Origin of the sequence: Campylobacter upsaliensis, assembly GCF_900637395.1 — a bacterium.
Taxonomy (GTDB): Bacteria; Campylobacterota; Campylobacteria; order Campylobacterales; family Campylobacteraceae; genus Campylobacter_D; species Campylobacter_D upsaliensis.
In genome coordinates, this window is record NZ_LR134372.1 from 1271389 (window position 1) to 1292826 (window position 21438).

Here is a 21438-nt window from a genome sequence, read left to right on the forward strand (position 1 = left end):
ATAGCTCTAGCTGAAAGCTTATTCTGCCACCCTGCTTTTGCGTGGGATCTATGTGGATAGGTAAAATCTTATCCGCATATTTGTGGGCATTGGGTATGGCAAGACTTACTAGAAGACTTATGCTAAGTGATTGATACAGCACAAAAAGCTAGACTCGCCTAAAAGGTAAATTTTATGTGAGACCACTATTTAGAAGACTTGCGTTTAATGCTTTGCGTTATTGCACCACCTAGCTATTGCTCCGCTTATATCAAGTCCGCTTAAATCCTCTATCCATAGCCATTGCCCGCTACAATTAATTTCTAAAAAAATCCATTCATTTTTTAAATTTATTATAAAATCCAAAGCTCCAAATTCTATATTTAAATTTTTCATCATTTTTTTTACTTTTGATTTTATATGTAATGGAGGATTTATTATGCTGTGGGGCGTTTTAGCTAGATCGTATCTCCGCCAGTCTTCATTAGCTATTTGCGATTTTTGCGAATCAATTTTACAAGCAAAATGCTCGTTACCAACAATCGTATATCTAACTTCATATTTTTTATCAATATACTCTTGTAAAATGATAGGATTTTCTTTATTGTCTTTAAAGGCAAAAACATCATCAGTTTTTAATCTATAAGTATAAAAACCATATACTTTATTATTTTTTTTGAAAGCATCTTGGTGCGCTAGCTTTAAGATTATGTCTTCATGTAATTTAGCAAAATTTAATAAATCTTTTTTATTGTTGCTTACAATAGTTTTGGGCATTTTAAAACCTATTTCTTGCGCCAAAGCCATTTGGCGATATTTATTATCGCCTTTAAGAACATCAGAGATGTTATTTAACCACGGTAATTTAAGCAATGAAGTGTATAATCCCGTTAATGTGGAATTCCATTCATTAAGCCAAATTTTAAAATCTATATTTGAATTGCTTTTTTCTTTTTGTTCTAAGGTAAGTTCGACATAAGCACGCCTTAGCCAAACATGAGTGATTTTATTGCCTTTAACACAAATATCATTTTGCTCAATTATCCAAACATTATCGCAAAAAGTAATTTTTGTTTGCAATAAAGATTCATAGTCTAAATTAAGTCTAAAATATTTACATTTAAGCTTAGAAATCACTCTATCAGCGTGAGTATCGTAAATATCGCTTAGTATTAAAAGCATATTTATACAGCCATGCCTTCATTTGGTCTATCCGAATCGCTACGATTATCTCTGGCGTTGGCGTATGTTGTTTGTTGTGTTGAGGTAGGTGCTCCACTTGCGTAAATTTGTAAAGCCTCAGAATTTGCTGGTTCCCAACTCCAATTTTGCGTTTGTTGTGTAATATAGTCCATAGGCTCCAAAAATTTGCTTGCAAATACCTTTTGCATTTTTTCTCCTTTTGTGATTTTTAACTTATTATAATAAGTTGCGATGAGATTTTACATTTTTTAAAATTAAAAATAACTTATAATAATAAGGTATTTTAATGCTAGATGATGAAAAAATACAAGAAATTTACAAAAAAATAGGGCAAAATGTAGCCGCCGCGCGTAAAGAGCGTAAAATTTCACAACTTGCCCTATCGCTTGAAATGGGCTATAAATCTGTAAGCCTTGTAAGTTTTGGAGAAATTTGCCTAAAAGGCGCACATTTTAATATCGCACACCTTTTACAAATATCGCAAATTTTAGATATACCCTTTAACTCACTCTTTAACGGCATTCAAGAAATCCTAGATAAAAGCAAGGATTTAGAGCCTTAAAAGTGCGAATTTTAGAATTTTTATTTTTTTAAATTTCTAAAATTTCGGCTTAATGGTAAAAAGTGTTGATAAAATTCAACACTTTTGACTCATCTTTCATCATTTTTTAATCTAAAATAATTAGAAATAAATTTCTTTTTATTTTCTAACTTTAATCCACTATGAACTCTAAGCTTAATCTTTAAATGAGTGAATTCTGCTTCTATGCCATTATTGGAGTTTGGTAAGTATTTTATGCTCTAAAATGTAATAAAGATAAGCTAAATTACGCTTTAAGCTATAATAAGCAGATCTTAGTCTTTGATGAGCATAAATAAGCCTACCACTATCATTTATGCTTTTTTCATTTAAAAAGTCTTTATGTTTTTCTTGCCAGTTTTCTAGCTCTTTTACAAAGCTTTCTTTGTTTAACTTAGTAAGCTTTCTACTTAACTCTAAAAGCTCTTTAGAAACTAAACTTTTAGGCTTTTTAATTAATTTTGTCTGAATGTTCCTTTGTATATGGATTTGGCATATTTGAAATGGTATAGGATATAGTATTTTAGTAAGTCCTTTAAAGCCATCTGCTGCTACTACTACTTTAATGACATATCCTTGTTCTAAATACCACAAAAAGCCTAATACATAATCTTTTATTTTTTCTTTATGCTCTATAAAATTCCACCATATAAACTTCTTAGATATAGCGTCTTTAAATACAACTACTCCAAAGTTTAATCCCCAGTAAGTTACATCTATTAAGAGTATTATTTCTTTTAGATTTAGTTTTGATAGCTTTGGTGTTTCTATGCTTTTTATGTAATTTTGAAGCGTTTTCATACAGATATTATTTTCTTTAGCAAGAATACTTAGGATTTTCTTTTTTGCAATGTATGAATTAAATAATTTTTGGCTTGAAATTGTGCTTTTAAATACAAATATTTTAGAACAATTTTTGCATTTATATCTTTGTGAATTACTTTTAATCAAACCATTTTTTACTACTAAAAAACTACCGCAATTTGGACATTTTTTTTGTTCATATTTTTCAAGCCCCTTAAATGATGAATTTAAGGGATATTTTAGCAGTTTTTATCAACACTTTTTACCATTAAGCCGAAATTTGTGGCTTTTTTAAAATCAATAAATCAAAATTAAAAGCTGTTTTTTGTGAGGCAATAATGATAATTCGTTCCCTATTTTGCGGCACACCAAAATCTTTAGCATTTAGCAATTTAAAACTTACTTCATAACCCAAATTTTGTAAAATAATTTTAAGTGTTTGCCCCTTATTGTGGTGGATTAAATGCTTTACATTTTCAAGCAAAACTACCTTTGGTTTTTTCTCATCAATAATCCTACAAATATCAAAAAAATAGCGTTCCCCTTGTATCTTCAAAACCTTTTTTCTTACCTGAAATGCTAAAAGGCTGACAAGGAAACCCCGCACAAAGCAAATCAAAATCAGGCAAAGATTTAGCTTCAATTTGTATAACATCACTTAACGGACTTTCTTTAAAATTTGCTTCATACACTTTCGCGACTTTTTCATTGATTTCACTTGAAAATACACATTTACCACCGGCATTTTGCACCCCAATTCTAATGCCACCAATCCCAGCAAATAAATCAATAAAACTAAAATTCTTTTGTATAAAATCACCCTTTTTTCTTTGCTCTAAAATAGCATTAGAGAATAAATTCGCAGTCATTCCCTACTCCCACTCAATAGTCCCCGGGGGTTTTGAGGTAATGTCATAGACTACGCGGTTTATCCCTGCTACTTCGTTGATTATGCGATTTGAGACAGATTCTAAAAATGCGTGGGGTAAGTGTGAGAAACTTGCAGTCATTCCATCCATCGCTTCTACTGCTCTTACACAAATCGTATTATCATAAGTGCGATTATCGCCCATTACGCCTACACTTCGCACATTGAGTAACACGCAAAATGCCTGCCACACGCTATCATACAAGCCCCATTTATGCAGCTCTTCTATGAAGATAAAATCCGCCTCTTTTAATAGCTCTAAATCCGCGGCATTCACCTCGCCCATAATGCGTATGGCAAGTCCGGGTCCGGGGAATGGGTGCCTCATAAGCATAGATTCAGGCATTCCTAATTCTCTGCCTAACGCCCTTACCTCGTCCTTAAACAGCTCTCTTAAAGGCTCGATTAGCTCAAATTTCATCCATTCAGGCAGTCCACCGACATTATGGTGGCTTTTTATCGTTTTGCTAGGACCCTTCACACTCACAGATTCTATAACATCAGGGTAGAGTGTGCCTTGTGCTAGGAATTTTATCTCGCCTTTTGTGTTGTGCTTTTTGGCTTCAGCTTCAAATACTTCTATGAACGATTCACCGATGATTTTGCGTTTCTTTTCCGGATCAGTTACGCCCTTTAATCGCCCTAAAAATAGCTCTCTCGCATCGGCTACAATCAAAGGCACTTTTAGATTCTCTCTAAACATCGCTTCTACCGCTTCTCTCTCCCCCTTTCTTAAAAGCCCGGTATCCACAAAAACAGGGATAAGATTTTCCCCTATGGCACGATAAAGTAAAGTTGCCACAACGGAGCTATCCACGCCACCACTCACTGCACAAAGCACCTTATCTCCCCCAAGCACCTTTTCCCTTAGCTTTGCAATCTCAACTTCCGCAAAATTTCGCATATTCCAGCTTGTATCTGCCCCGCAAATCCCCACAGCAAAGTTTTTCAAAATCTCCCCGCCACACTCACTATGCACCACTTCTGGGTGAAATTGCAAGGCATAAATATGCCGCTTAAAATCTGCGATAGCGCAATTTTGCGTATTCCCACTTTTCGCCAACTCCACAAAGCCACTAGGCACAGACTCCACCTTATCCGCGTGGCTCATCCACACGATAGAATTTTGCTTCACACTCTTAAATAGCCTAGAATCCACGCTAGAATCCGCAATTTCTAAAACCGCCTTGCCAAACTCCTGTGCGTTCGCTCTTACCACACTTCCGCCAAAAAAATGCGCGATATACTGCATACCATAGCAGATTCCAAGCACAGGGATTCCAAGCTCAAACACCCTAGAATCCGGCTTATACGCTCCCTCTTCATACACACTCGCAGGTCCCCCACTCAAAATTATGCCCTTAGGATTTTTCGCTTTAATAGAATCTAGCTTTTCAAAATATGGCACAATCTCCGTATAAACGCCATATTCACGCAATCTTCTAGCGATAAGTTGTGTATATTGTGAGCCAAAATCTAAAACCAAAATTAAACTATTCATCATCTACCACCTATTTAAAGTTTCATATTTTTTAATACTTTTTACCGAGCCATTTTGCTCATAAGTCGTATAAGTTGGCTCTCCTTTATATCCACAAGCACTTAGAAATATTAAACAAAAAAATGCTAAAATTCCTTTATGAAAAAGATAAAAACCGCGACCAATGTTATTGTTGAAATGGCAAATCAGCCTCATTATACTCCCCTAAAAGATCGATTTTACTATAAAGATTTTTTACTCTTAATGCCAGAAAAACACAGACGCCACATTGCTAAGATTTTCATTAAAAATGACACTCTAAACATCATAACGCTTAATCACATAGGCTACCAAGAATTAAACCACGATGATAGCAAAAAATACATTAAAATTCTTATAAAGCTTTACGCAAAAGAAAATCCAAACAGCAAATTTATCGATGTGAAAAATCTTAGAATTTTTTCCCAACGCTATGAAAAAACTAAGCTAAAATTAGAAAATAGTCCTAAAAAAATTCGCCCCTATATCGAGCTTTCTTTAGGGAAATTTAAAAATCCTTTCGAAAATAAGGCTTTATATGACAAATTTGAAGCCTTGAGAAAAGTGATACAAAATGCTTGAAAAAGACCTTATGAGTTTGCCAGAAAGTGCGGGGGTTTATCAGTATTTTAACGCAGAGGGAAAGCTCCTTTATGTCGGTAAGGCTAAAAATTTAAAAAAACGCGTTAAAAGCTATTTTAGCTTTAATCCTCTAAGAGCAAATTCTAAAAATAGTCTAAGAATTCAAAAGATGATTAATGAGGCAGCACATTTAAAATTTATCAGCACTAAAACAGAAGCTAACGCTCTCATTTTAGAAAATTCTCTCATCAAACAACTTCACCCAAAATACAATATTTTATTAAGAGATGATAAAACCTATCCTTACATTTATATAGATTTAAATGAAAAATTTCCGCGTTTTGAGCTGACGCGTAAAATTATCAAAAAGCCCAAAATTAAATACTATGGACCCTTTTTTAAGGGAGCAAAAGAGCTTTTAAACGCCCTTTATCTTTACTATCCTTTAAAACAAAAGAAAAATTGTAAAAAACTTTGTATTTTTCATCAAATTTCAAGGTGTAGTGGGGTTTGTGAAGGTTTAGTGAGTGAGGAAAATTATAAAGCAATTTTAACAAATGCCACAAAAGCCCTTTTAAATCCCAGTCTTTTAATCAAAAATTTAGAACAAGCTATGTTTAAATACGCTCACAATGAAAATTATGAAGAAGCGGCTAAAGTCCGTGATGAAATTAACGCCATAAAAGCCTTAGAAACAAAAGTTCAAATTGATTTAGCAAGGCTTGAGGATTTTGAAATTTTTGCCCTTGCTAGTGAAAATGGCATTTGCTCCACTTTGCGTTTCATCATACAAGAAGGGAAAATCATCAGCACCCATTCAAAAATTCACATTTTAAAAGAAAAAGAAATCAATACAAATGAAATTTATAAACAAGTGCTTTTAGAAAGCTTTAATCAAGACAGCCCCCTCGTCTCAAATCAAATCTATGTTTATGAGGACTTTGAGGATAGAAAGCTTTTAGAGGAATTGTTAAGCGAAAGATTTGCTAAAAAAATTCATATCCAAGTCCCACAAAAGGGTGAAAAAAGAAAAATTTGCGATCTTGCTTTTGAAAATGCCTTACTTAACATCAATATCCATCTTAAAAATAATGATTTAAGCTTAATAGAGGAATTAAAGCATTATTTTGAGCTTGAAAATGTGCCTCATTGCATAGAAATTTATGATAATTCTCACCTACAAGGCGTAGCAAAAGTGGGTGCTATGGTGTGTTTTAAAGACGGCAAATGGGAAAAGAAACATTACCGCAAATTTCATCTTCAAGGCAAAAGCGATTATGAGCAAATGAAGGAAGTTTTAATAAGAAGAACGAAAGACTTTGAAAGCCTTTCGCCTCCTGATTTATGGCTCATAGATGGAGGTAAAGCCCTGCTTGATTTAGCAAATAACATTATCAAAAGCACAGGTGCAAATGTCGATGTTTTAGCCATAGCTAAGGAAAAAATCGACTTTAAAGCACAGCGTTCAAAAGGAAGTGCTAGAGATAAAATCCACTCGCAAAAAGGCGAATTTTTACTTAAAACAGATGATAAAAAGCTACAATTTTTACAAAAATTAAGAGACGAAGCGCATCGCTTTGCTCTTTCTTTTCATAAAAATACTAAGAAAAAACAGGATTTAAAAAGCTCTAAACTCTTAAATTTAGGTATTAGTGAGGGGTATTTGCAAAAACTACTTGCTTTTTATGGAGATTTTGAGAGTATTTATGAGGCAAATTATGAGGAACTAAAAATGCTTACAAATGCAAAAATAGCTCAAAAAATTAAGGATATGTAATGATATTAAGCTTTTTGATTTTAATTTTAAGCACTTTTTTACTTTTTTTAAGTGTCGATTTTAACGCTCTTGCTAACACAGACGAACAGCTTAAACTTAGTATTTTTCTTAGCATTTTACTTTTGGGCGGGGTTTTGTGCATTACGCTTTTTAGAAAAGAGCGTTTTTTGCAAAAACTATTTTATAAAATTTCCCTCCTTGAAAAAAGCGAAAATGAAAGCGTAGAAAGGGCTTTAGACGCCTTAAAAGAACGCTTAGAAATGCAAAAATACCACATCAAAAAAGCAAATTTAGAAAAACAAGAAAAGCTTTCTTTGCTAGAAGAGCTTTATTATCATCTAGGTAATATTCAAAACGCTCTTTATTACATAGAGGCTGATGAAAAATCTCTCTCTCTTTTGCTAAATGCCCTACATAAGCAAAAAGAAACACTTCGACTAGCTATCAATCACCCCATAAGCTATAACAAAAGCTTAGGCGGACATAAGGATAAATTTTTGCGTTATGAAGCTAAAATCGCCCTCGTTAATAATGATGATTTAGAAAATTTTCTTATCCAAAATATCTTGGCGTATTTTGGGATACAAAGCGTTTTTTTTAAAGAAATTAGCTTTGATAGAAATGATTATCATCTCGTTTTCATTAAAGATGAAATCTATCAAAAATTAGTCAAAAAGGAGGAGGATTTTATCGTTTTTGGGAGGGATAAAAATTTAAGTTATCCTTGCTTTTTACCTATGCCACTTGATAAAAAAATGCTCGAAATTCTTCTTAAAAAACGGCTCGAAAAATTAACACCAAAGCAGTTTGAAAAAGGCGTCTTAAATAATGTGCTTTTATTTAAGCAAAATGAATTTGATGCGAATTTATTTTTTAGCATTATAGAAAAGCAATGCTCACAAAATACTTTGGTAAATTCTTTATTTCAGCTTAAAGAGTGCTTGAGTAAAGAGAGTTACCGCCTTGTTTTGCTTGATTATGATGTGATTAAATTTGATTTAGAGCAAGTTAAAATTTTACTTCATATCTATAAAAATCACAACCCACAAAGCCACATCATACTTTTTACTCAGGAAAAAATCACTGAATTTGACTGCATTAGCGAGGTTTTAAGCTCCATTAGCAAAAATGAGCTTATCGCACTTTTACGCAAGTATTTAAATTAAGGACTTTCAATGCTTATTAAGGATTTTGACACGACAAAAGGTGTTTTCATCATCGCAGAGCTTTCAGCTAATCACTCAGCAAGTTTAGAATTAGCTCTTAAAACTATACAAGCAGCTAAAAAAGCGGGGGCAAATGCCATTAAAATTCAAACCTACACGCCCCACAGCCTTACCCTAAAAAGTGATAAAGACGATTTCATCATTAAAGGAGGACTTTGGGACAAAAGAAGCTTTTTTGAGCTATATGAAAAGGCACAAACACCTTATGAGTGGCACTCCCAGCTTTTTGAAGCCGCACAAAATGAAGGACTACTATGCTTTTCAAGCCCCTTTAGCGAGGAGGATTTAACTTTCTTACGCCGTTTTGACCCACCAGCTTATAAAATCGCCTCTTTTGAGGCAAATGATGAATATTTTGTGCGTTTAGTAGCAAGAGAAAAAAAGCCCACTTTTGTCTCCACAGGAGTGATTGATGAGAGTGAAATTGCAAGAATTTGCGAAATCTTTAAGGAAGAAGAAAACGAAAATTTATGCCTTTTAAAATGCACCTCCGCCTACCCTGCCGAGTTAAAAGATATGAATTTAAACGCCCTTTTAAGCCTTAAGCAATTTGGCTATGAGGTAGGATTAAGTGATCATAGCAAGGGGCATTTGGCGGCGACTTTAGCAGTAGCTTTGGGGGCTAGGGTGATAGAAAAGCATTTTATGCTAGATAAAAATGTCATCAGCGAGGATAGTGCCTTTAGTCTTGATTTTGACGAATTTAAAGCCTTGGTTAAAATAATAAGAAATGCCGAGCTTTGTTTAGGGAAAAAAGATTTAAATTTAGATGAAAAAAGTTTAGAAAATAGGCGTTTTGCGAGAAGTTTATATGCGAGTAAGGACATTAAAAAAGGCGAAGTTTTTACTAAAGAAAACATAAAATCCGTGCGACCTAGCTTTGGCTTACACCCTAAATTTTACCCACAAATTTTAGGTAAAAAAGCAAAAAGAAATATAGAATTTGCCACGCCTTTAAAGGAAGAGGATTTATAAAGCATAATGAATTTAACTAAAAATATCAAAGCTCTAAAGCAGAGCAACCCTAGCCTAAATTTACCTCAAAAGCAAGATAAATTCAGCCTTGATGAAAGCTTAAATCTCTGCTTTAAAGAGGGTAAAATGTATCATAATGTCAAAGAGGAACTTAGCCAAAAGCTTATTTATATCAAGCAAAACTACGCATATTATCCCCTGCTCTATTTTTACGGCTTTGGTAATGGCACGCTTTATAAAATTTTATGTCAAACACAGACTAAAATCGTTGTTTTTGAGGACGATTTAGAGCTTTTAAGCCTTGTGTTTAGTTTGATTGACTTTAGTGAAGAATTGCAAGATAAAAGACTTGTTTTAATCACAAATTTAGAAGAGCTTAACGCCCTTTTTGAGGATGAGCTAATCCAAACAAGCTATAAAATTTACACGCTTTTTTCACATTGTGCCTTTTATGAAAATGAGAAATTTGAGCTGTTACACGCTAAATTTAAAGAGTATTTTGACTTTTTGCTTTTACAAAAGGGGAACGACCCCGAGGACACGCTCACAGGTATGAAACATACGCTTATCAATCTTAAAACTATGCTTGAAAAACCTAAATTTAAGGACTTTTTAAACACTTACCGCTTTCAAAATCAAAATGCCATTATCGTTAGCACAGGACCAAGCCTAAGTAAGCAACTTCCGCTTTTAAAAGAAGTGCAAGAAAAAGCCGTGATTTTCGCAGCTGATAGTGCCTATGCTATCTTAAAAAAAGAGGGCATAAGGGCGGATTTTGTTTTTTCCTTAGAAAGACTAGAATTAACAAGTGAATTTTTCAACCAAAACTTTAACGAACTTGATGAAAATGTCCTTTTCATCATCACTTCCCTGACTCACCCAAATACCTTAAAATATCTTAAAAATCAAAATTTTCTCCTTGTTTTGCGACCCTTTTATTTTGAAAAGGCTCTAAAATGCGATGAATTTGGCTATTTAGGTGTGGGAGCTAGTGTGGCAAATATGGCTTATGAGTGTGCGGCGGCACTTAGATTTGAAAACATTATCTTTATAGGACAGGACTTAGCCTACGATGATATGGGACTTTCACACGAAAAAAGCTATACCTTACTTTCTTACCACAAAAATGACTTTCAAAACGATAAAGATAAATTTTTATGCGAAGCTTATGGGGGGCAGGGTTTGGTGCAAAGCTCTTTGGCTTGGACTCTTTTTAGACTAGGACTTCAAAGAGACATACTAAATGCTAAAAAGCTAAATATCAACACCTACAACGCCACAGAAGGCGGTGCGAGGATAGAGGGTTGTATAGAAAAAAACTTTGCTTGGTGTTGTGAAAATTTACTTCAAATAAAAAAGAAAAAACTCCCCATAAAAAGCGTAAAAATATCCACTACAAACGCTTTTTTAAGCCTTAAAAACTTACTTGAAAAAGGAGAAAAATTTGAAGCTAAACTTGAAACAATTTTGTGTGATTTAGAACAAGCTCTAAGTAAAGAACAAAATTTGGAATACTTTTTGCATAATTTAGAAAAATTAAGCGAGGAATTTAAAAAGCAAGAAATTTGCACGGATTTATTCTTAGCCTTGCTTTTTGATTTAGAAAGCGAAAGATTAAAGTTAAGGGCAGAAAATGCCGATATTTTAACAAATTTAAAAACACAAAAAGGCTATTTTGCCAAGCTTTTAAAACTTTTAAAGAAGCAAAATGCACTTTTAAAGGAGTAAAATGAGCTTATATGAAAAAAATTTAAAGGCACTTAGAAACATCGCCTTAAAAGAAGCTTTAAGCAAGATAAAAGCACCAAAGCATTTTAAGCTTATCACGGGAAGCGATTCTTTGGATATAAATTTACAGGATTTAAGGGATAATTCTTTGCTCTATCAAAACCCTATGCAAGAATTAAACGAGGCTATAAAGCTTTATAATGAAACTTATCCGCTTTATCCTGTGCTTTATTTTTACGGCTTTGGTAATGGGCTTTTGTATAAGGTTTTAGCACAAAATGAAAATCATCTTTTATTTGTCATTTTTGAAAGTGAGCTAGAAATCATTTATCACATTTTTCATCTTGTCGATTTTACTAAAGAGCTAGAAAAAGGTAAATTGATATTTTTAAACCCAAAAAATGATATTAATTTAGAAGCACAAGCTTTATTGGGCGAATTTATGCCCGCTTTTTACTCTTCTAGGGTGTATTTTTTAGAACTACACTCAAAATATTATGAAAAATTTAAAGAAAATGTCAAACAAACAAATGAAATCCTCACTCTTACCATTAAAAATACTATCAGTGCTTATGGCGATGATCCTTATGATGCTTTGCTTGGCATCAAGCAACATAGCTTTAATTTAGTCGAAATGATAAGCCACCCCACCATACAAGAATTGCACGCAAAAAGAAAAGGTAAATTTAAATCCTGCGTCATAGTTAGCACGGGACCTAGCCTTACTAAACAGCTCCCGCTTTTAAAAGAGGTGCAAGATAGGGTTGTGATATTTGCAGCGGACTCGGCTTATCCTATCTTAATGCAAAATGACATTGTGCCTGATTATGTGTGTATGGTGGAGCGCACGGATTTTACAGCGGAGTTTTTTAAGCACGATTTTGGAAATAAAGATGATAAAACGACCTTTTTACTCGCCTCCCTCGTGCATCCAAACGCTATAAGCTACTTGGAAGCACGAGGGAAAAATTATATGCTACTTGAAAGACTGCTAGCCTTTCACGCCTTTACCGCGCTAAAGCAGTGGGGCTATATCAACGAAACCATAAGTGTCGCACATATGGCTTTAAGTGTGGCGAGTTCTTTGGATTTTAGAAATATTGTTTTCATAGGGCAGGATTTAGCCTTTGCTAAAGATGGAAGCTCTCACGCTAAAAATTATCAAAATGGAGAAAATTTTGAAAGCGGATATTATGAAGATGAATTTGAAGTAGAGGGCTATGGCGGAGGGAAAGTAAAAACGCACTTTTTATGGTATATGTTTAAACATTTTTTAGAAAAACATATTAGTGAGTTGGCGAAAAAATATATATTTTTTAACGCCACCGAAGGGGGCGTTAAAAAATATATATTTTTTAACGCCACCGAAGGGGGCGTTAGGGTGCAAGGGACGATAGAAAAGCCTTTTAAGGAATGCTGTGAAGAATTTTTCACAGAAGAAAAGGGCGATTTAGAAAAGTTAGAGAGCCTAAATCAACAAAAGCAAAATGAATTACTTCTTAAAAGCTTATATAAACTTTATCAAGCTAAAAAAAATTGCTTAAAATTTAGAACATTTTTAAATGAAAATTTAGATGAGCTTAATGAGCGTCTAAAACCTTACGCAAATCAAATCAATCCTAGCTTATTGCACGGGGGGGGGGGGGGGGTAGTATTATGCAACAAAGTATCGAACAAATTATGCAAATAAGAGAAGAAATACAAGGCGTAGGACTTGAGATTATAGAGCTAATCCAGCCTCTAAAGGCACAATTTGACCTAAATTTAGGGCGTTTAGTTAGCATAGTTGTAAAGGATAATGAGACAAATTTACAAAAAAATCTTTTTTGGATTAAGGAGCATTTGTATTATTTTGAACTCATTGCAAAATATGTCAAAGATGAGGAAAAAGAGCTTCAAGCCGCCATTTTAAAACTTGAAAATGAGCTTAAAAATAGAGGCTTAGAAAAAAGAGTAGAAAAATTAAAAACTAAATTTAAGGATTAACAATGCTAAAGAGTGAATTTTTTGACAAAAATATCAAAGCCTTAAAAGCTGTCGATGTAGAGCTTAGCAAAAAACTCAATAAGATAAAGGGAACTAAAAAATTTGATCTCATTTTCAATAAAGATCCACTTGACCTAAACATCATAGAGCTTAAAACGAGAGAAAAAATTTATGAAAATCCTCTTAAAGAATTAGAAGAAAAGCTAAAATTTATCGATGAAAAAAGGTCGCTTAATCCTGTTTTATTTTTTTACGGAGTGGGAAATGGCTTTTTATATAAAGCTCTGTTGCAAAATAAAACACATCAAAAAATTATCGTTTTTGAAAAGGATTTAGAGCTACTTTTTCTAGCCTTAAATCTTTCTGATTTTAGCGAGGATTTAGCAAATAATAGGCTCATTTTTATCCAAAATAAAGAAATGAGCACGAATCCTTTAAGAGCTTTCCAACTCTTTCAATACCATATGTCATCTTTACTTTACCGCTCTTATTTTTTAGAAATTCATAGCATTTATTACGAAAAACAAAGAAAGGATATTTTAGAACTTAATCGTATCAACAAAAACGCTATCATAGATCTCTCTTTAAGAAATGGCAACGATCCTCAAGACGCCACTCAAGGCATTAATCAATTTATCCAGCACCTCCCTAAAATGCTAACGCACCCTACCCTACACAACCTACTTGACAAAAGACAAAATAAGGCTGAAACCGCCATCATAGTCGCCACTGGACCAAGTTTAACCAAACAACTTCCCTTACTTAAAAAATATGCCAAAAGGGCGAGTATCTTTTGTCTTGATGCAAGTTATGCAATTTTAGCAAAAGAAAACATTAAGCCTGATTATGTGTTAAGCCTTGAAAGAGTGGAGGCTACGAGTAAATTTTTTGATAATGATTTTAAGGAATTTGACAAAGATGTGCTTTTTATCCTTCCCACACTTACGCACCAAAAAACGCTTAGTTTCATAGAAAAAAACCGCAGGGAATATATGCTAGTGCCAAGGCTTCTCCCCCTAGCACAAGAGCTCAAACTAAAAGAATTTGGCTTTGCAAATGGCTGGAGTGTCGCACATATGGCTTATTCTTTAGCGTGGGCTTTAGAACATAAAAATATTATCTTAATAGGACAGGATTTAGCCTTTGCCAAAGACGGAACCACGCACTCAAAAGACTATCCAAGAGGTTTAGAAACAGCTAAAAGAGAAATCGGTGCTTTAATGCAAACCGAACTTAAGGCTTACGGAGGTAAGGGTAAGGTTAAAAGCACGAAAATTTGGAGTCTTTTTAGGGATTTTTACGAACAACTTATCTATCTTTCAAAAAATTCTTGCAAAACTTATAACGCCACAGAAGGCGGTGCGAGGATAGAGGGGGCGATAGAAAAGCCCTTTAAGGAGCTTTGCGAAACCTTATTAACAAAGGACATTAAAAAACCTCTTCCTAAGCCAAAAGCTCTTCCAAGAAATAAGCAAAATGAACTTATGCTTCAAAGCTATAAAAAGCTCAAAAGCTTTATAAAGTCGAGTGAAAATTTAGGTAAAGAGTGCAAAAGACTCTCTAATCAAATCAAGACAATCACACAGGGCAACACACAAAAGCACTCCCTTGAAAGCATTTGTCAAAATATCGAAACCTTTAAAAACAAAATAGGACAAAAAAGATATTACTATCTTAGTGAAATTCTAGGTCCTAGCACCTTTCATAGCGAAAGTTTGCTCTCCCCACTTTATCTAAGCTCGGTAAAAAACGACTCCGATAGACAAAATAAGCTTGTAGCGTGGATTTATGCTAATGAGGCGTGGGTTGATGAAATTTATAATCTTATCTTTATGCAAAATGGCGTGATAAAAAGAGCCATAGTGCCTTTAAGAGAAACTTTAGAAAAGAGAAAAGTGCTTTAATTTGGCTAGGCTTTATCCTAGCCTTTCACATCTTCATTTAAAAAATGCTGTTAAAATTAGCAAAAATTAAAGGTATGTTTTGGATTTTCTTTTCATTTTTAGTTTATTTTTTGAATTTCTTGCTTTATTTTTGGCATTTTATTTTCACGATGTAAGAATTTTCTTTTTAAGTCTTAGTTTGCTTGTTTTAAGAGTAGCTTATCTTTTTAGCCCTGTGTTTCAGGCACATTTGTTTTTAAGTTTGTTTTTACCACTTATTTTTTTACTTTTTTATCTTAAGAATTTTTCCAAATTCATCTTTTCTAGGCAAAATATCCAAGCCTTTTTACTCCTCATTTTAGTAGGAGTTTTAGCTCTTATCCTACCGCAAAACACACATTTTAATGCGACAAATTTAAATTACGAGCTTATGAGTTTTTACACTCCGCTTAATGAGCTTGGTTTTGTATTTTTTCTCTTAGCCTTATTATTTTTAGGGCTAAAAGGACTTAAAAATTTAGATTTTACTCCGCTTTTAACGCTTTTTGGTGCTTATGTAAGCTTTTTAATCAAAGAGTTTTGGAGCTTTAAATATTTTGAATTCGCAAGTTTTATTTTTTGCTTTATCTTGCTTTTTAACGCTTATAAAATGCTTTTTTTCGATAGTCTTACTAAATTTGGGAATGAAAAAAAACTCTCCCTTTACCTTAAAAATAAAGAAGAGTATTTTATAGCCTTACTTCATTTTGACGAACTTAGCAAGGCAAAAGAGAGTTATCAGTCTCTCATCTTAAAGCAAATTGCTAAAATTTTAAGGCGTCTTAAGGCTCAAATTTTTTTTATTGATAAAGATTTTATTTTGATTTTTAAAGATGAAGAAAGTGCGTTAAGGCATTTGGGCTATTTAGAGTCTTTACTCAAAAATACAAATTTAAATTTAGAAAATGAAAATTTTAAGCTTGAATTTAAGCTTGTTTGGCAGAAAAATGAAGGGGGTCTTTGGCAGAATTTACAAAGCCTCAAGGACAAACTCCTTAAGGCTTAAAGGCTTATTTTTCGTTAGCTTCTACCTCAACGCTAATTTTCACTTCATCGCCTAAAGTAAGATTTGAAGTGCTTGGAGCGAATTTAAAATCGCTTCTTTTAATCTCACTTTCCAAAGTAAAGCCAACTTTCTCTTTACCATCTTTACCCTTAGCTATGCCACCTATTTCAGCGTCAAAAACGATATCCTTAGAAACGCCAGCTATGGTTAAAGTGCCACTCATCTTACCTTCGCTATCACTTGTTTTTTCATATTTTTTCATCACAAAACTCATTTCAGGGTGGCTTTTAGCTTTGAAAAAATCGTCTTGCAAGAGGTGATTATCTCTTGTTTTATTATCTGTATCCACAGAAGCGACCTTAACTTTTGCTTCAAATTTTTTAAATTCATAAGTCGCAGGGTCAAAGTCAATCACCGCATCATAATCCTTAAAATTTCCCTTAACATTACTAATTTGCAAATGCTTAATCTTAAAGCCAACATCAGTATGAGTCTTATCAAGCACATAATCCTTAGCCATAAGAGCAGGACTTAGCAAAGAGGCTACCAAGAGCGAACTAAACAACATTTTTTTCATTTTTTCTCCTTTATAAATTAAATTATAGAAATTTTAATCTATTTTAAATAACAAATGTTAATTTTTTAACCTTGCTTTTAAAAATTCCTCAAATTCCTCAAACGAAGGCAGATTAAGATCTCTAAATTCCCTTTGCTGCTTTCCCCACATACACTCAGGGAAAAAAGCGTCCTCTTTAAAACGCGCCATAATGTGAAAATGGACTCTTGGGACATAGTTTCCAAAAGAGGCGATATTAATCTTTTCAGGCTGATAAAATTCCAACATCGCTTTTTCGCAAAGCAAAATCGTATCAAAAAGCTCTTTTTGTAGGGGCGTAGGACAATGGCTTAATTCTTTGTAATTTTCTTTTGTAAAAACTTTAATCCAAGGCACTTGCGACTCTTCTTTTTCTATATAAATTAACGCATTTTCATAAAGCATTATTTCTCCTTTTTGTATATTTTATAGTAATTTAAATAATTTGATGTAAAATATAAAAAATAAAGGAGGTAAAGGTGATTATTAGTTCAAATTATTCAAACTATAATTATTACAAGCCTCAAAGCTATGAAAAAGATGCAAATTCTTCACAATTTAACACCAAAAATTCAAACGAAAAAGATTTTGATGAAAAAGATCAAAACTCCGCCGAAAATAAACAAGAACAAACACAAATGATAAATGGCGTAGAACTTACAATGAAGGAAGTGCAGCTTGTAAGAGAGCTTCAAAGTATAGATAGAAATGTCAAAGCCCACGAAGCGGCACATCAAGCAGCGGGTGGGGGCTTGGCTGGAGCGGCTAGCTTTAGCTATACCAAAGGACCAGATAATCAAATGTATGCCACAGCCGGTGAAGTGCCAATAAGAATGCAAAAGGGCAATACGCCCGAAGAAACCATAGCCATAGCTCGTCAAGTCGTAGCTGCTGCTATGGCGCCAGCTGATCCTAGCCCTCAAGATTATAAAGTCGCAGCTAATGCGACAAGAATGGAAATTGAGGCAAGAGCTGAAGCGACTAAACTAAAAGCCGAAGAAGCAAAAGAAAAAAACAAAGAAGAAGAAAAAAGACAAGAAGAAAGTGAAAAAAAAGGCTTTAAAGAGCAGATTCAAAAAGCTTATGATTTAAGCGAAGATTCCTTAGGGCTTAACATCGCTTCTTAATGAAACAAAGCTATCTTTACCTCTCTCTCATCATCGCTATGTTTTTATGGGGTATGTCTTGGCCCACTTCTAAAATTTTAAGCTCTTATGCTAATGTGGAATTTGTTGTTTTGTGGCGATTCTTCTTTGTGCTTGTGGGATCTTTGCCTATCTTATTGTTTTTAAAAATTTCCTTAAAAATTTCTAAAAAGACACTCAAATGGCTTTTCATAGCAGGAGGCTTAAATGCCCTTTATGCTTTTATCTTTTTTCTAGCCTTGCGTTATGGCACGGCTGGTAAAGGCGGAGTTTTGGTTACGACTATGGTGCCTATTTTTTCCTATCTTTTTTTATTTTTAGGTTTAAAAAAAAGCTATAAACTAAGCAAATATGAAATTTTTGGACTTTTCATAGGCATTATTTCAGGGCTTTTTTTGCTCAATTTAAATTCCCTTGAAGAGCTTTTTGGACGCTTTAATGTGCTATTTTTACTTTGTGCTTTTATCTGGGCTTTGATGAGTCTTTGCACACATAAAACTAAAGGTGAGCATCCTTTGAGTGTGAATTTTTATGTTAATTTTATTTCCTTTTTGCTTTTTACTCCACTTTTTTTAAATGATGAAAGCTTTTTCATTTTAGAAGCAGATATGAAATTCTGGCTTAATATGTTTATCGTGGCATTTTTATCCACTGTGGTGGGAACGAGCATTTATTATTATGGAATTCACATTTTAGGAAGTGTAAGAGCAAATTCTTTTATACTCATCACACCAGCAAGTGCTTTATTAACTAGCTTTTTAATTTTAAATGAAGTGCCGACTACACTGACCTTAGTGGGCGGTGCTTTGGCTATTGTGGCGATTTATTTTATGGGAAAAAAGGGTAAGGCTTAAGCCCTACCGCAAATTATTCTTTTCTGCTCTTTGCATCAACGATAAATAAAGGCTTATTGAGTAGTTTAAAGTCTTCAATCGTCTTTAAAGTGCCATCACTCACAAGCCATTTTATAAATTTGCTCGCTTCTTCATAATTGACATTTTGGCAATGCTTAGGACTTACTGCTATGACGGAGTAAAAATTCTTTAAGCTATCATCACCCTCACTCACAATAACTAAATTTGGATTAGCTTTTGCGTCTGCTTCATACTTGATATAAGTGCCACGATCTGTTAAAAGCACACCTTTTTTCTCCTCAGCGATCTTAATGCTAGCTAACATTCCCTGTCCGCTTTGTATATACCAGCTCTCTTTTTCAGGCACACCGCCTACATTTTTCCACAAACCTTTTTCTTTATTATCCGTGCCTGATTTATCTCCTCTTGAAACAAAAGGCATTTTTTCAGCCCTAATAAGCTCTAAACTTTCTTTAAGGCTCTTTCCTTTGAATTTATCCGCCAAGCTCTTATCCGCCACGATAATAAAGTCATTATACATCACAGGAGTTCTATCTACACCAAAACCCTTACTTACAAATTCTTTTTCTACCTTAGGAGAATGCACAAAAAGCACATCAGCATTGCAATCCTCTCCTAGTTTTAAAGCTGCTCCCGTGCCAACAGCGACCCATTTTAAGGTATTACCGCTCTCTTTTTCATAAAGAGGCTTTAAGGCGTCTAAAAGACCTGTATTATCAGTGCTTGTTGTTGTCGCCATCTTTAATTCTGCTGCACTAAGGCTTAGTGCTACTAAAGCGGATAGAATAATTTTTTTCATCGCTTTTCCTTTCTGTTTAAAATAAAATGCAATTTTAGCATAATTATGCTAAAATCACGCCCATTAAGGATACATTTTGGATTATATATTTAACGCATTTAAAGAAGCTTTAAATTTACTTTTCAATGCCGATGAAAGCGTCATTTCAGCCATTAAAACAACGCTTTTAAGCTCAAGCGTTTCTATCATTTTAGCTCTTATGGTAGGCTTTCCACTTGGCTTTTGTTTAGGATTTTTTAATTTTAGACTTAAATCAAGCTTAAAACTACTTGTCAATACCAGCCTCTCCTTTCCTACTGTGGCTGTTGGGCTTATCATTTATGCCTTTATTTCCAGTAGGGGACCTTTGGGGGAATTTGGCTTACTTTTTACTATAAAAGCTCTCATTTTGGGGCAGTTTGTTTTAGCCCTACCCATTGTCATCGCCCTCTTTTCAAATTTAATAGAAAATATGGACAAAAAACATTTTTTACTCATAAAATCCTTTCATTTAAGCGCATTTAAGCTTGTTTTAACCATCATTTATGAATTACGCTTTGCACTCATTAGCATTATAGCTCTAGCTTATGGCAGGATAGTCGCTGAAGTGGGCGTAGCGATGATAGTAGGGGGGAATATCAAATACCACACCAGAACAATAACAACAGCCATTTCCCTTGAAACAAATAAAGGCGAATTTGAACGCGGCATAGCCTTAGCCTTAGTTTTAATCAGCATAGCCTTTGTGCTAAATTTTCTTATCCACAGCTTAAAGAAAAATCGATGATAGAAATTAAAAATCTTAGCTTTTCTTATGGGACAAAAGGCATTTTGAAAAATCTTAATCTAAACCTTGACACTAGCAAAATAAGCATTTTAATGGGTGCAAATGGGAGTGGGAAATCAACTTTTTTAAGGATTCTTAATTTTTTAGAAGGCGATTTTCATCAAAATATTAGCTATTTTAAGAAAAATATTTTACGCCGTGAGGAAAAAAGATGGCTTTATTTACTTTTTGCAGAAGCTTGTTTGCTAAATAGAAGTGTCGAAAATAATCTTAAATTTATCCAAAAAACCTACCAAATAAAGGGCGATTTAAAGGGCTTTTTAAGTGAAATTTACACACTTTTGGAGCTTGATAAAAGCTTACTTAAAAAATATCCCGGAGAACTCTCCTCAGGGCAAAGACAAAAAATAGCCTTTGCTATGGCTATGGCGGCTAGGGCGCGTTATTATTTACTTGATGAGCCGAGTGCTTTTTTGGATAAAAAGACCTCTTTTTTACTTAAAAACGCTATCTTACATCTTAAAAAAGGTCTAAATTGCGGTTTTTTAATTACAAGCCACGATAAAGAATTTTTAGATTCTTTAGCTGAAGTGAAACTCTATCTTAGTGATGGAGTGATTTTAGAATTTGAAAATACAAATATTTTTGAATTAAATCATCAAATTTTACATTTTGAAAATCCAATTAAATTTGACAAAATAGCTGACAAAATAGCCCTTAATCCTTACAAAATCAGCCTTTTTTCAGGACAAAAATACTGCATTAAAAATGCTAAAATCATAGCCTTAAGAACGCGTCAAAATGATGTTTTCATTAGAATTATTTCAGGGGATAAAATTTTAGAATTTGCCCTTGAAAACGAAGCGTTTAAAAAAGCAGATTTAAATCTTTATCAAAATTTAAATCTGGGCTTCAATGAAGACGCACTTTGCTTTTTATAATTTGTTACCAAAATTAACATAAAGATAAATTTTTTCTTAAATAAGTCTAAAAATACTCAATAAATCCATTAAACTTTCATACAATTAATTTTAATTCTATAT

Annotated in this window: 23 protein-coding genes; 14 read left to right on the plus strand and 9 right to left on the minus strand. The window is 33.6% G+C overall.

The annotated features are described in order from the left end of the window. Window positions 1-204: 204 nt before the first annotated feature. Both EL158_RS06355 and EL158_RS06360 read right to left on the minus strand, forming a co-directional pair. On the minus strand, window positions 205-1161 hold the full coding sequence (locus EL158_RS06355; protein WP_027303642.1) for an MvdC/MvdD family ATP grasp protein: 957 nt from the start codon (window positions 1159-1161) through the stop codon (window positions 205-207). A gap of 2 nt (window positions 1162-1163) precedes the next feature. After that, the gene (locus EL158_RS06360) at window positions 1164-1370 is read right to left on the minus strand and encodes a hypothetical protein (RefSeq protein ID WP_027303643.1); all 207 of its coding nucleotides are present in this window, start codon (window positions 1368-1370) and stop codon (window positions 1164-1166) included. 98 nt (window positions 1371-1468) lie between these two features. Between EL158_RS06360 and EL158_RS06365 the strand changes: the two genes are divergently transcribed. After that, window positions 1469-1744, plus strand: coding sequence for a helix-turn-helix domain-containing protein (locus EL158_RS06365; protein ID WP_027303644.1), 276 nt, complete (start codon window positions 1469-1471; stop codon window positions 1742-1744). A 210-nt stretch (window positions 1745-1954) separates the two neighbouring features. Here EL158_RS06365 and EL158_RS08990 read toward each other — a convergent pair whose 3' ends face one another. Genes EL158_RS08990 through guaA form a run of 4 tightly spaced genes read right to left on the minus strand, consistent with a single transcriptional unit; the run spans window position 1955 to window position 4998 of the window. Beyond that, entirely contained in the window at window positions 1955-2812 is an 858-nt protein-coding gene (locus tag EL158_RS08990) for an IS256 family transposase, variant Zn-binding type (protein WP_414973604.1), read from the minus strand. Between the two features lie 22 nt (window positions 2813-2834). Then, window positions 2835-3122, minus strand: a complete 288-nt coding sequence (gene dcm, locus EL158_RS08775; protein ID WP_027303647.1) for a DNA (cytosine-5-)-methyltransferase — start codon at window positions 3120-3122, stop codon at window positions 2835-2837. After that, on the minus strand, window positions 3091-3435 hold the full coding sequence (gene dcm / locus EL158_RS08780; protein ID WP_027303648.1) for a DNA (cytosine-5-)-methyltransferase: 345 nt from the start codon (window positions 3433-3435) through the stop codon (window positions 3091-3093). The genes dcm (EL158_RS08775) and dcm (EL158_RS08780) overlap by 32 nt, the downstream gene beginning before the upstream one ends. Window positions 3436-3438: 3 nt before the next feature. After that, window positions 3439-4998, minus strand: a complete 1560-nt coding sequence (gene guaA, locus EL158_RS06380; RefSeq protein WP_027303649.1) for a glutamine-hydrolyzing GMP synthase — start codon at window positions 4996-4998, stop codon at window positions 3439-3441. Window positions 4999-5133: 135 nt separating this feature from the next. Between guaA and EL158_RS06390 the strand changes: the two genes are divergently transcribed. The 9 genes from EL158_RS06390 (at window position 5134) to EL158_RS06430 (ending at window position 16215) form a co-directional block, all read left to right on the plus strand. Then, window positions 5134-5595, plus strand: a complete 462-nt coding sequence (locus tag EL158_RS06390; RefSeq protein ID WP_027303650.1) for a hypothetical protein — start codon at window positions 5134-5136, stop codon at window positions 5593-5595. Beyond that, window positions 5588-7372 carry an excinuclease ABC subunit UvrC gene (gene uvrC / locus EL158_RS06395; protein ID WP_027303651.1) on the plus strand — a complete coding sequence of 595 codons (1785 nt, stop codon included), beginning with the start codon at window positions 5588-5590 and terminating at the stop codon, window positions 7370-7372. Before EL158_RS06390 ends, uvrC begins: the two co-directional genes overlap by 8 nt. Beyond that, window positions 7372-8538, plus strand: coding sequence for a hypothetical protein (locus tag EL158_RS06400; RefSeq protein WP_027303652.1), 1167 nt, complete (start codon window positions 7372-7374; stop codon window positions 8536-8538). Before uvrC ends, EL158_RS06400 begins: the two co-directional genes overlap by 1 nt. Before the next feature lie 9 nt (window positions 8539-8547). Beyond that, entirely contained in the window at window positions 8548-9573 is a 1026-nt protein-coding gene (pseI, locus tag EL158_RS06405) for a pseudaminic acid synthase (protein ID WP_027303653.1), read from the plus strand. Window positions 9574-9579: 6 nt separating this feature from the next. Next, window positions 9580-11301 carry a motility associated factor glycosyltransferase family protein gene (locus tag EL158_RS06410; protein WP_027303654.1) on the plus strand — a complete coding sequence of 574 codons (1722 nt, stop codon included), beginning with the start codon at window positions 9580-9582 and terminating at the stop codon, window positions 11299-11301. Between the two features lies 1 nt (window position 11302). Further along, window positions 11303-12991: a motility associated factor glycosyltransferase family protein gene (locus EL158_RS06415; RefSeq protein ID WP_027303655.1), complete on the plus strand. Its 1689-nt coding sequence runs from the start codon at window positions 11303-11305 to the stop codon at window positions 12989-12991. Next, the gene (locus EL158_RS06420; protein WP_027303656.1) at window positions 12958-13287 is read left to right on the plus strand and encodes a hypothetical protein; all 330 of its coding nucleotides are present in this window, start codon (window positions 12958-12960) and stop codon (window positions 13285-13287) included. The genes EL158_RS06415 and EL158_RS06420 overlap by 34 nt, the downstream gene beginning before the upstream one ends. Window positions 13288-13289: 2 nt before the next feature. Continuing rightward, complete coding sequence (locus EL158_RS06425; protein WP_027303657.1) at window positions 13290-15191, plus strand: motility associated factor glycosyltransferase family protein; 1902 nt, start codon at window positions 13290-13292, stop codon at window positions 15189-15191. Between the two features lie 79 nt (window positions 15192-15270). Beyond that, window positions 15271-16215, plus strand: a complete 945-nt coding sequence (locus tag EL158_RS06430) for a hypothetical protein (RefSeq protein WP_027303658.1) — start codon at window positions 15271-15273, stop codon at window positions 16213-16215. Window positions 16216-16219: 4 nt separating this feature from the next. Here EL158_RS06430 and EL158_RS06435 read toward each other — a convergent pair whose 3' ends face one another. Beyond that, a complete protein-coding gene (locus EL158_RS06435; protein WP_027303659.1) occupies window positions 16220-16792 on the minus strand; it encodes a YceI family protein in 573 nt (190 codons plus the stop codon). A 57-nt stretch (window positions 16793-16849) separates the two neighbouring features. Continuing rightward, a complete protein-coding gene (locus tag EL158_RS06440; RefSeq protein WP_027303660.1) occupies window positions 16850-17215 on the minus strand; it encodes an HIT family protein in 366 nt (121 codons plus the stop codon). Window positions 17216-17289: 74 nt separating this feature from the next. Between EL158_RS06440 and EL158_RS06445 the strand changes: the two genes are divergently transcribed. Then, the gene (locus EL158_RS06445) at window positions 17290-17937 is read left to right on the plus strand and encodes a putative metalloprotease CJM1_0395 family protein (protein ID WP_027303661.1); all 648 of its coding nucleotides are present in this window, start codon (window positions 17290-17292) and stop codon (window positions 17935-17937) included. Continuing rightward, window positions 17937-18809 (plus strand): DMT family transporter, encoded by an 873-nt coding sequence (locus tag EL158_RS06450; protein WP_027303662.1) that lies wholly within the window; start codon window positions 17937-17939, stop codon window positions 18807-18809. Before EL158_RS06445 ends, EL158_RS06450 begins: the two co-directional genes overlap by 1 nt. Before the next feature lie 13 nt (window positions 18810-18822). On the opposite strand, the gene tupA is transcribed toward EL158_RS06450, so the two are convergent. Further along, window positions 18823-19629 (minus strand): tungstate ABC transporter substrate-binding protein TupA, encoded by an 807-nt coding sequence (tupA, locus tag EL158_RS06455; RefSeq protein WP_027303663.1) that lies wholly within the window; start codon window positions 19627-19629, stop codon window positions 18823-18825. Window positions 19630-19705: 76 nt separating this feature from the next. Between tupA and tupB the strand changes: the two genes are divergently transcribed. Together tupB and tupC are read left to right on the plus strand one after the other, a co-directional pair. Next, window positions 19706-20395 carry a tungstate ABC transporter permease TupB gene (gene tupB, locus EL158_RS06460; RefSeq protein WP_027303664.1) on the plus strand — a complete coding sequence of 230 codons (690 nt, stop codon included), beginning with the start codon at window positions 19706-19708 and terminating at the stop codon, window positions 20393-20395. Next, window positions 20392-21336 (plus strand): tungstate ABC transporter ATP-binding protein TupC, encoded by a 945-nt coding sequence (gene tupC / locus EL158_RS06465; RefSeq protein ID WP_027303665.1) that lies wholly within the window; start codon window positions 20392-20394, stop codon window positions 21334-21336. The genes tupB and tupC overlap by 4 nt, the downstream gene beginning before the upstream one ends. Window positions 21337-21438 lie beyond the last annotated feature (102 nt).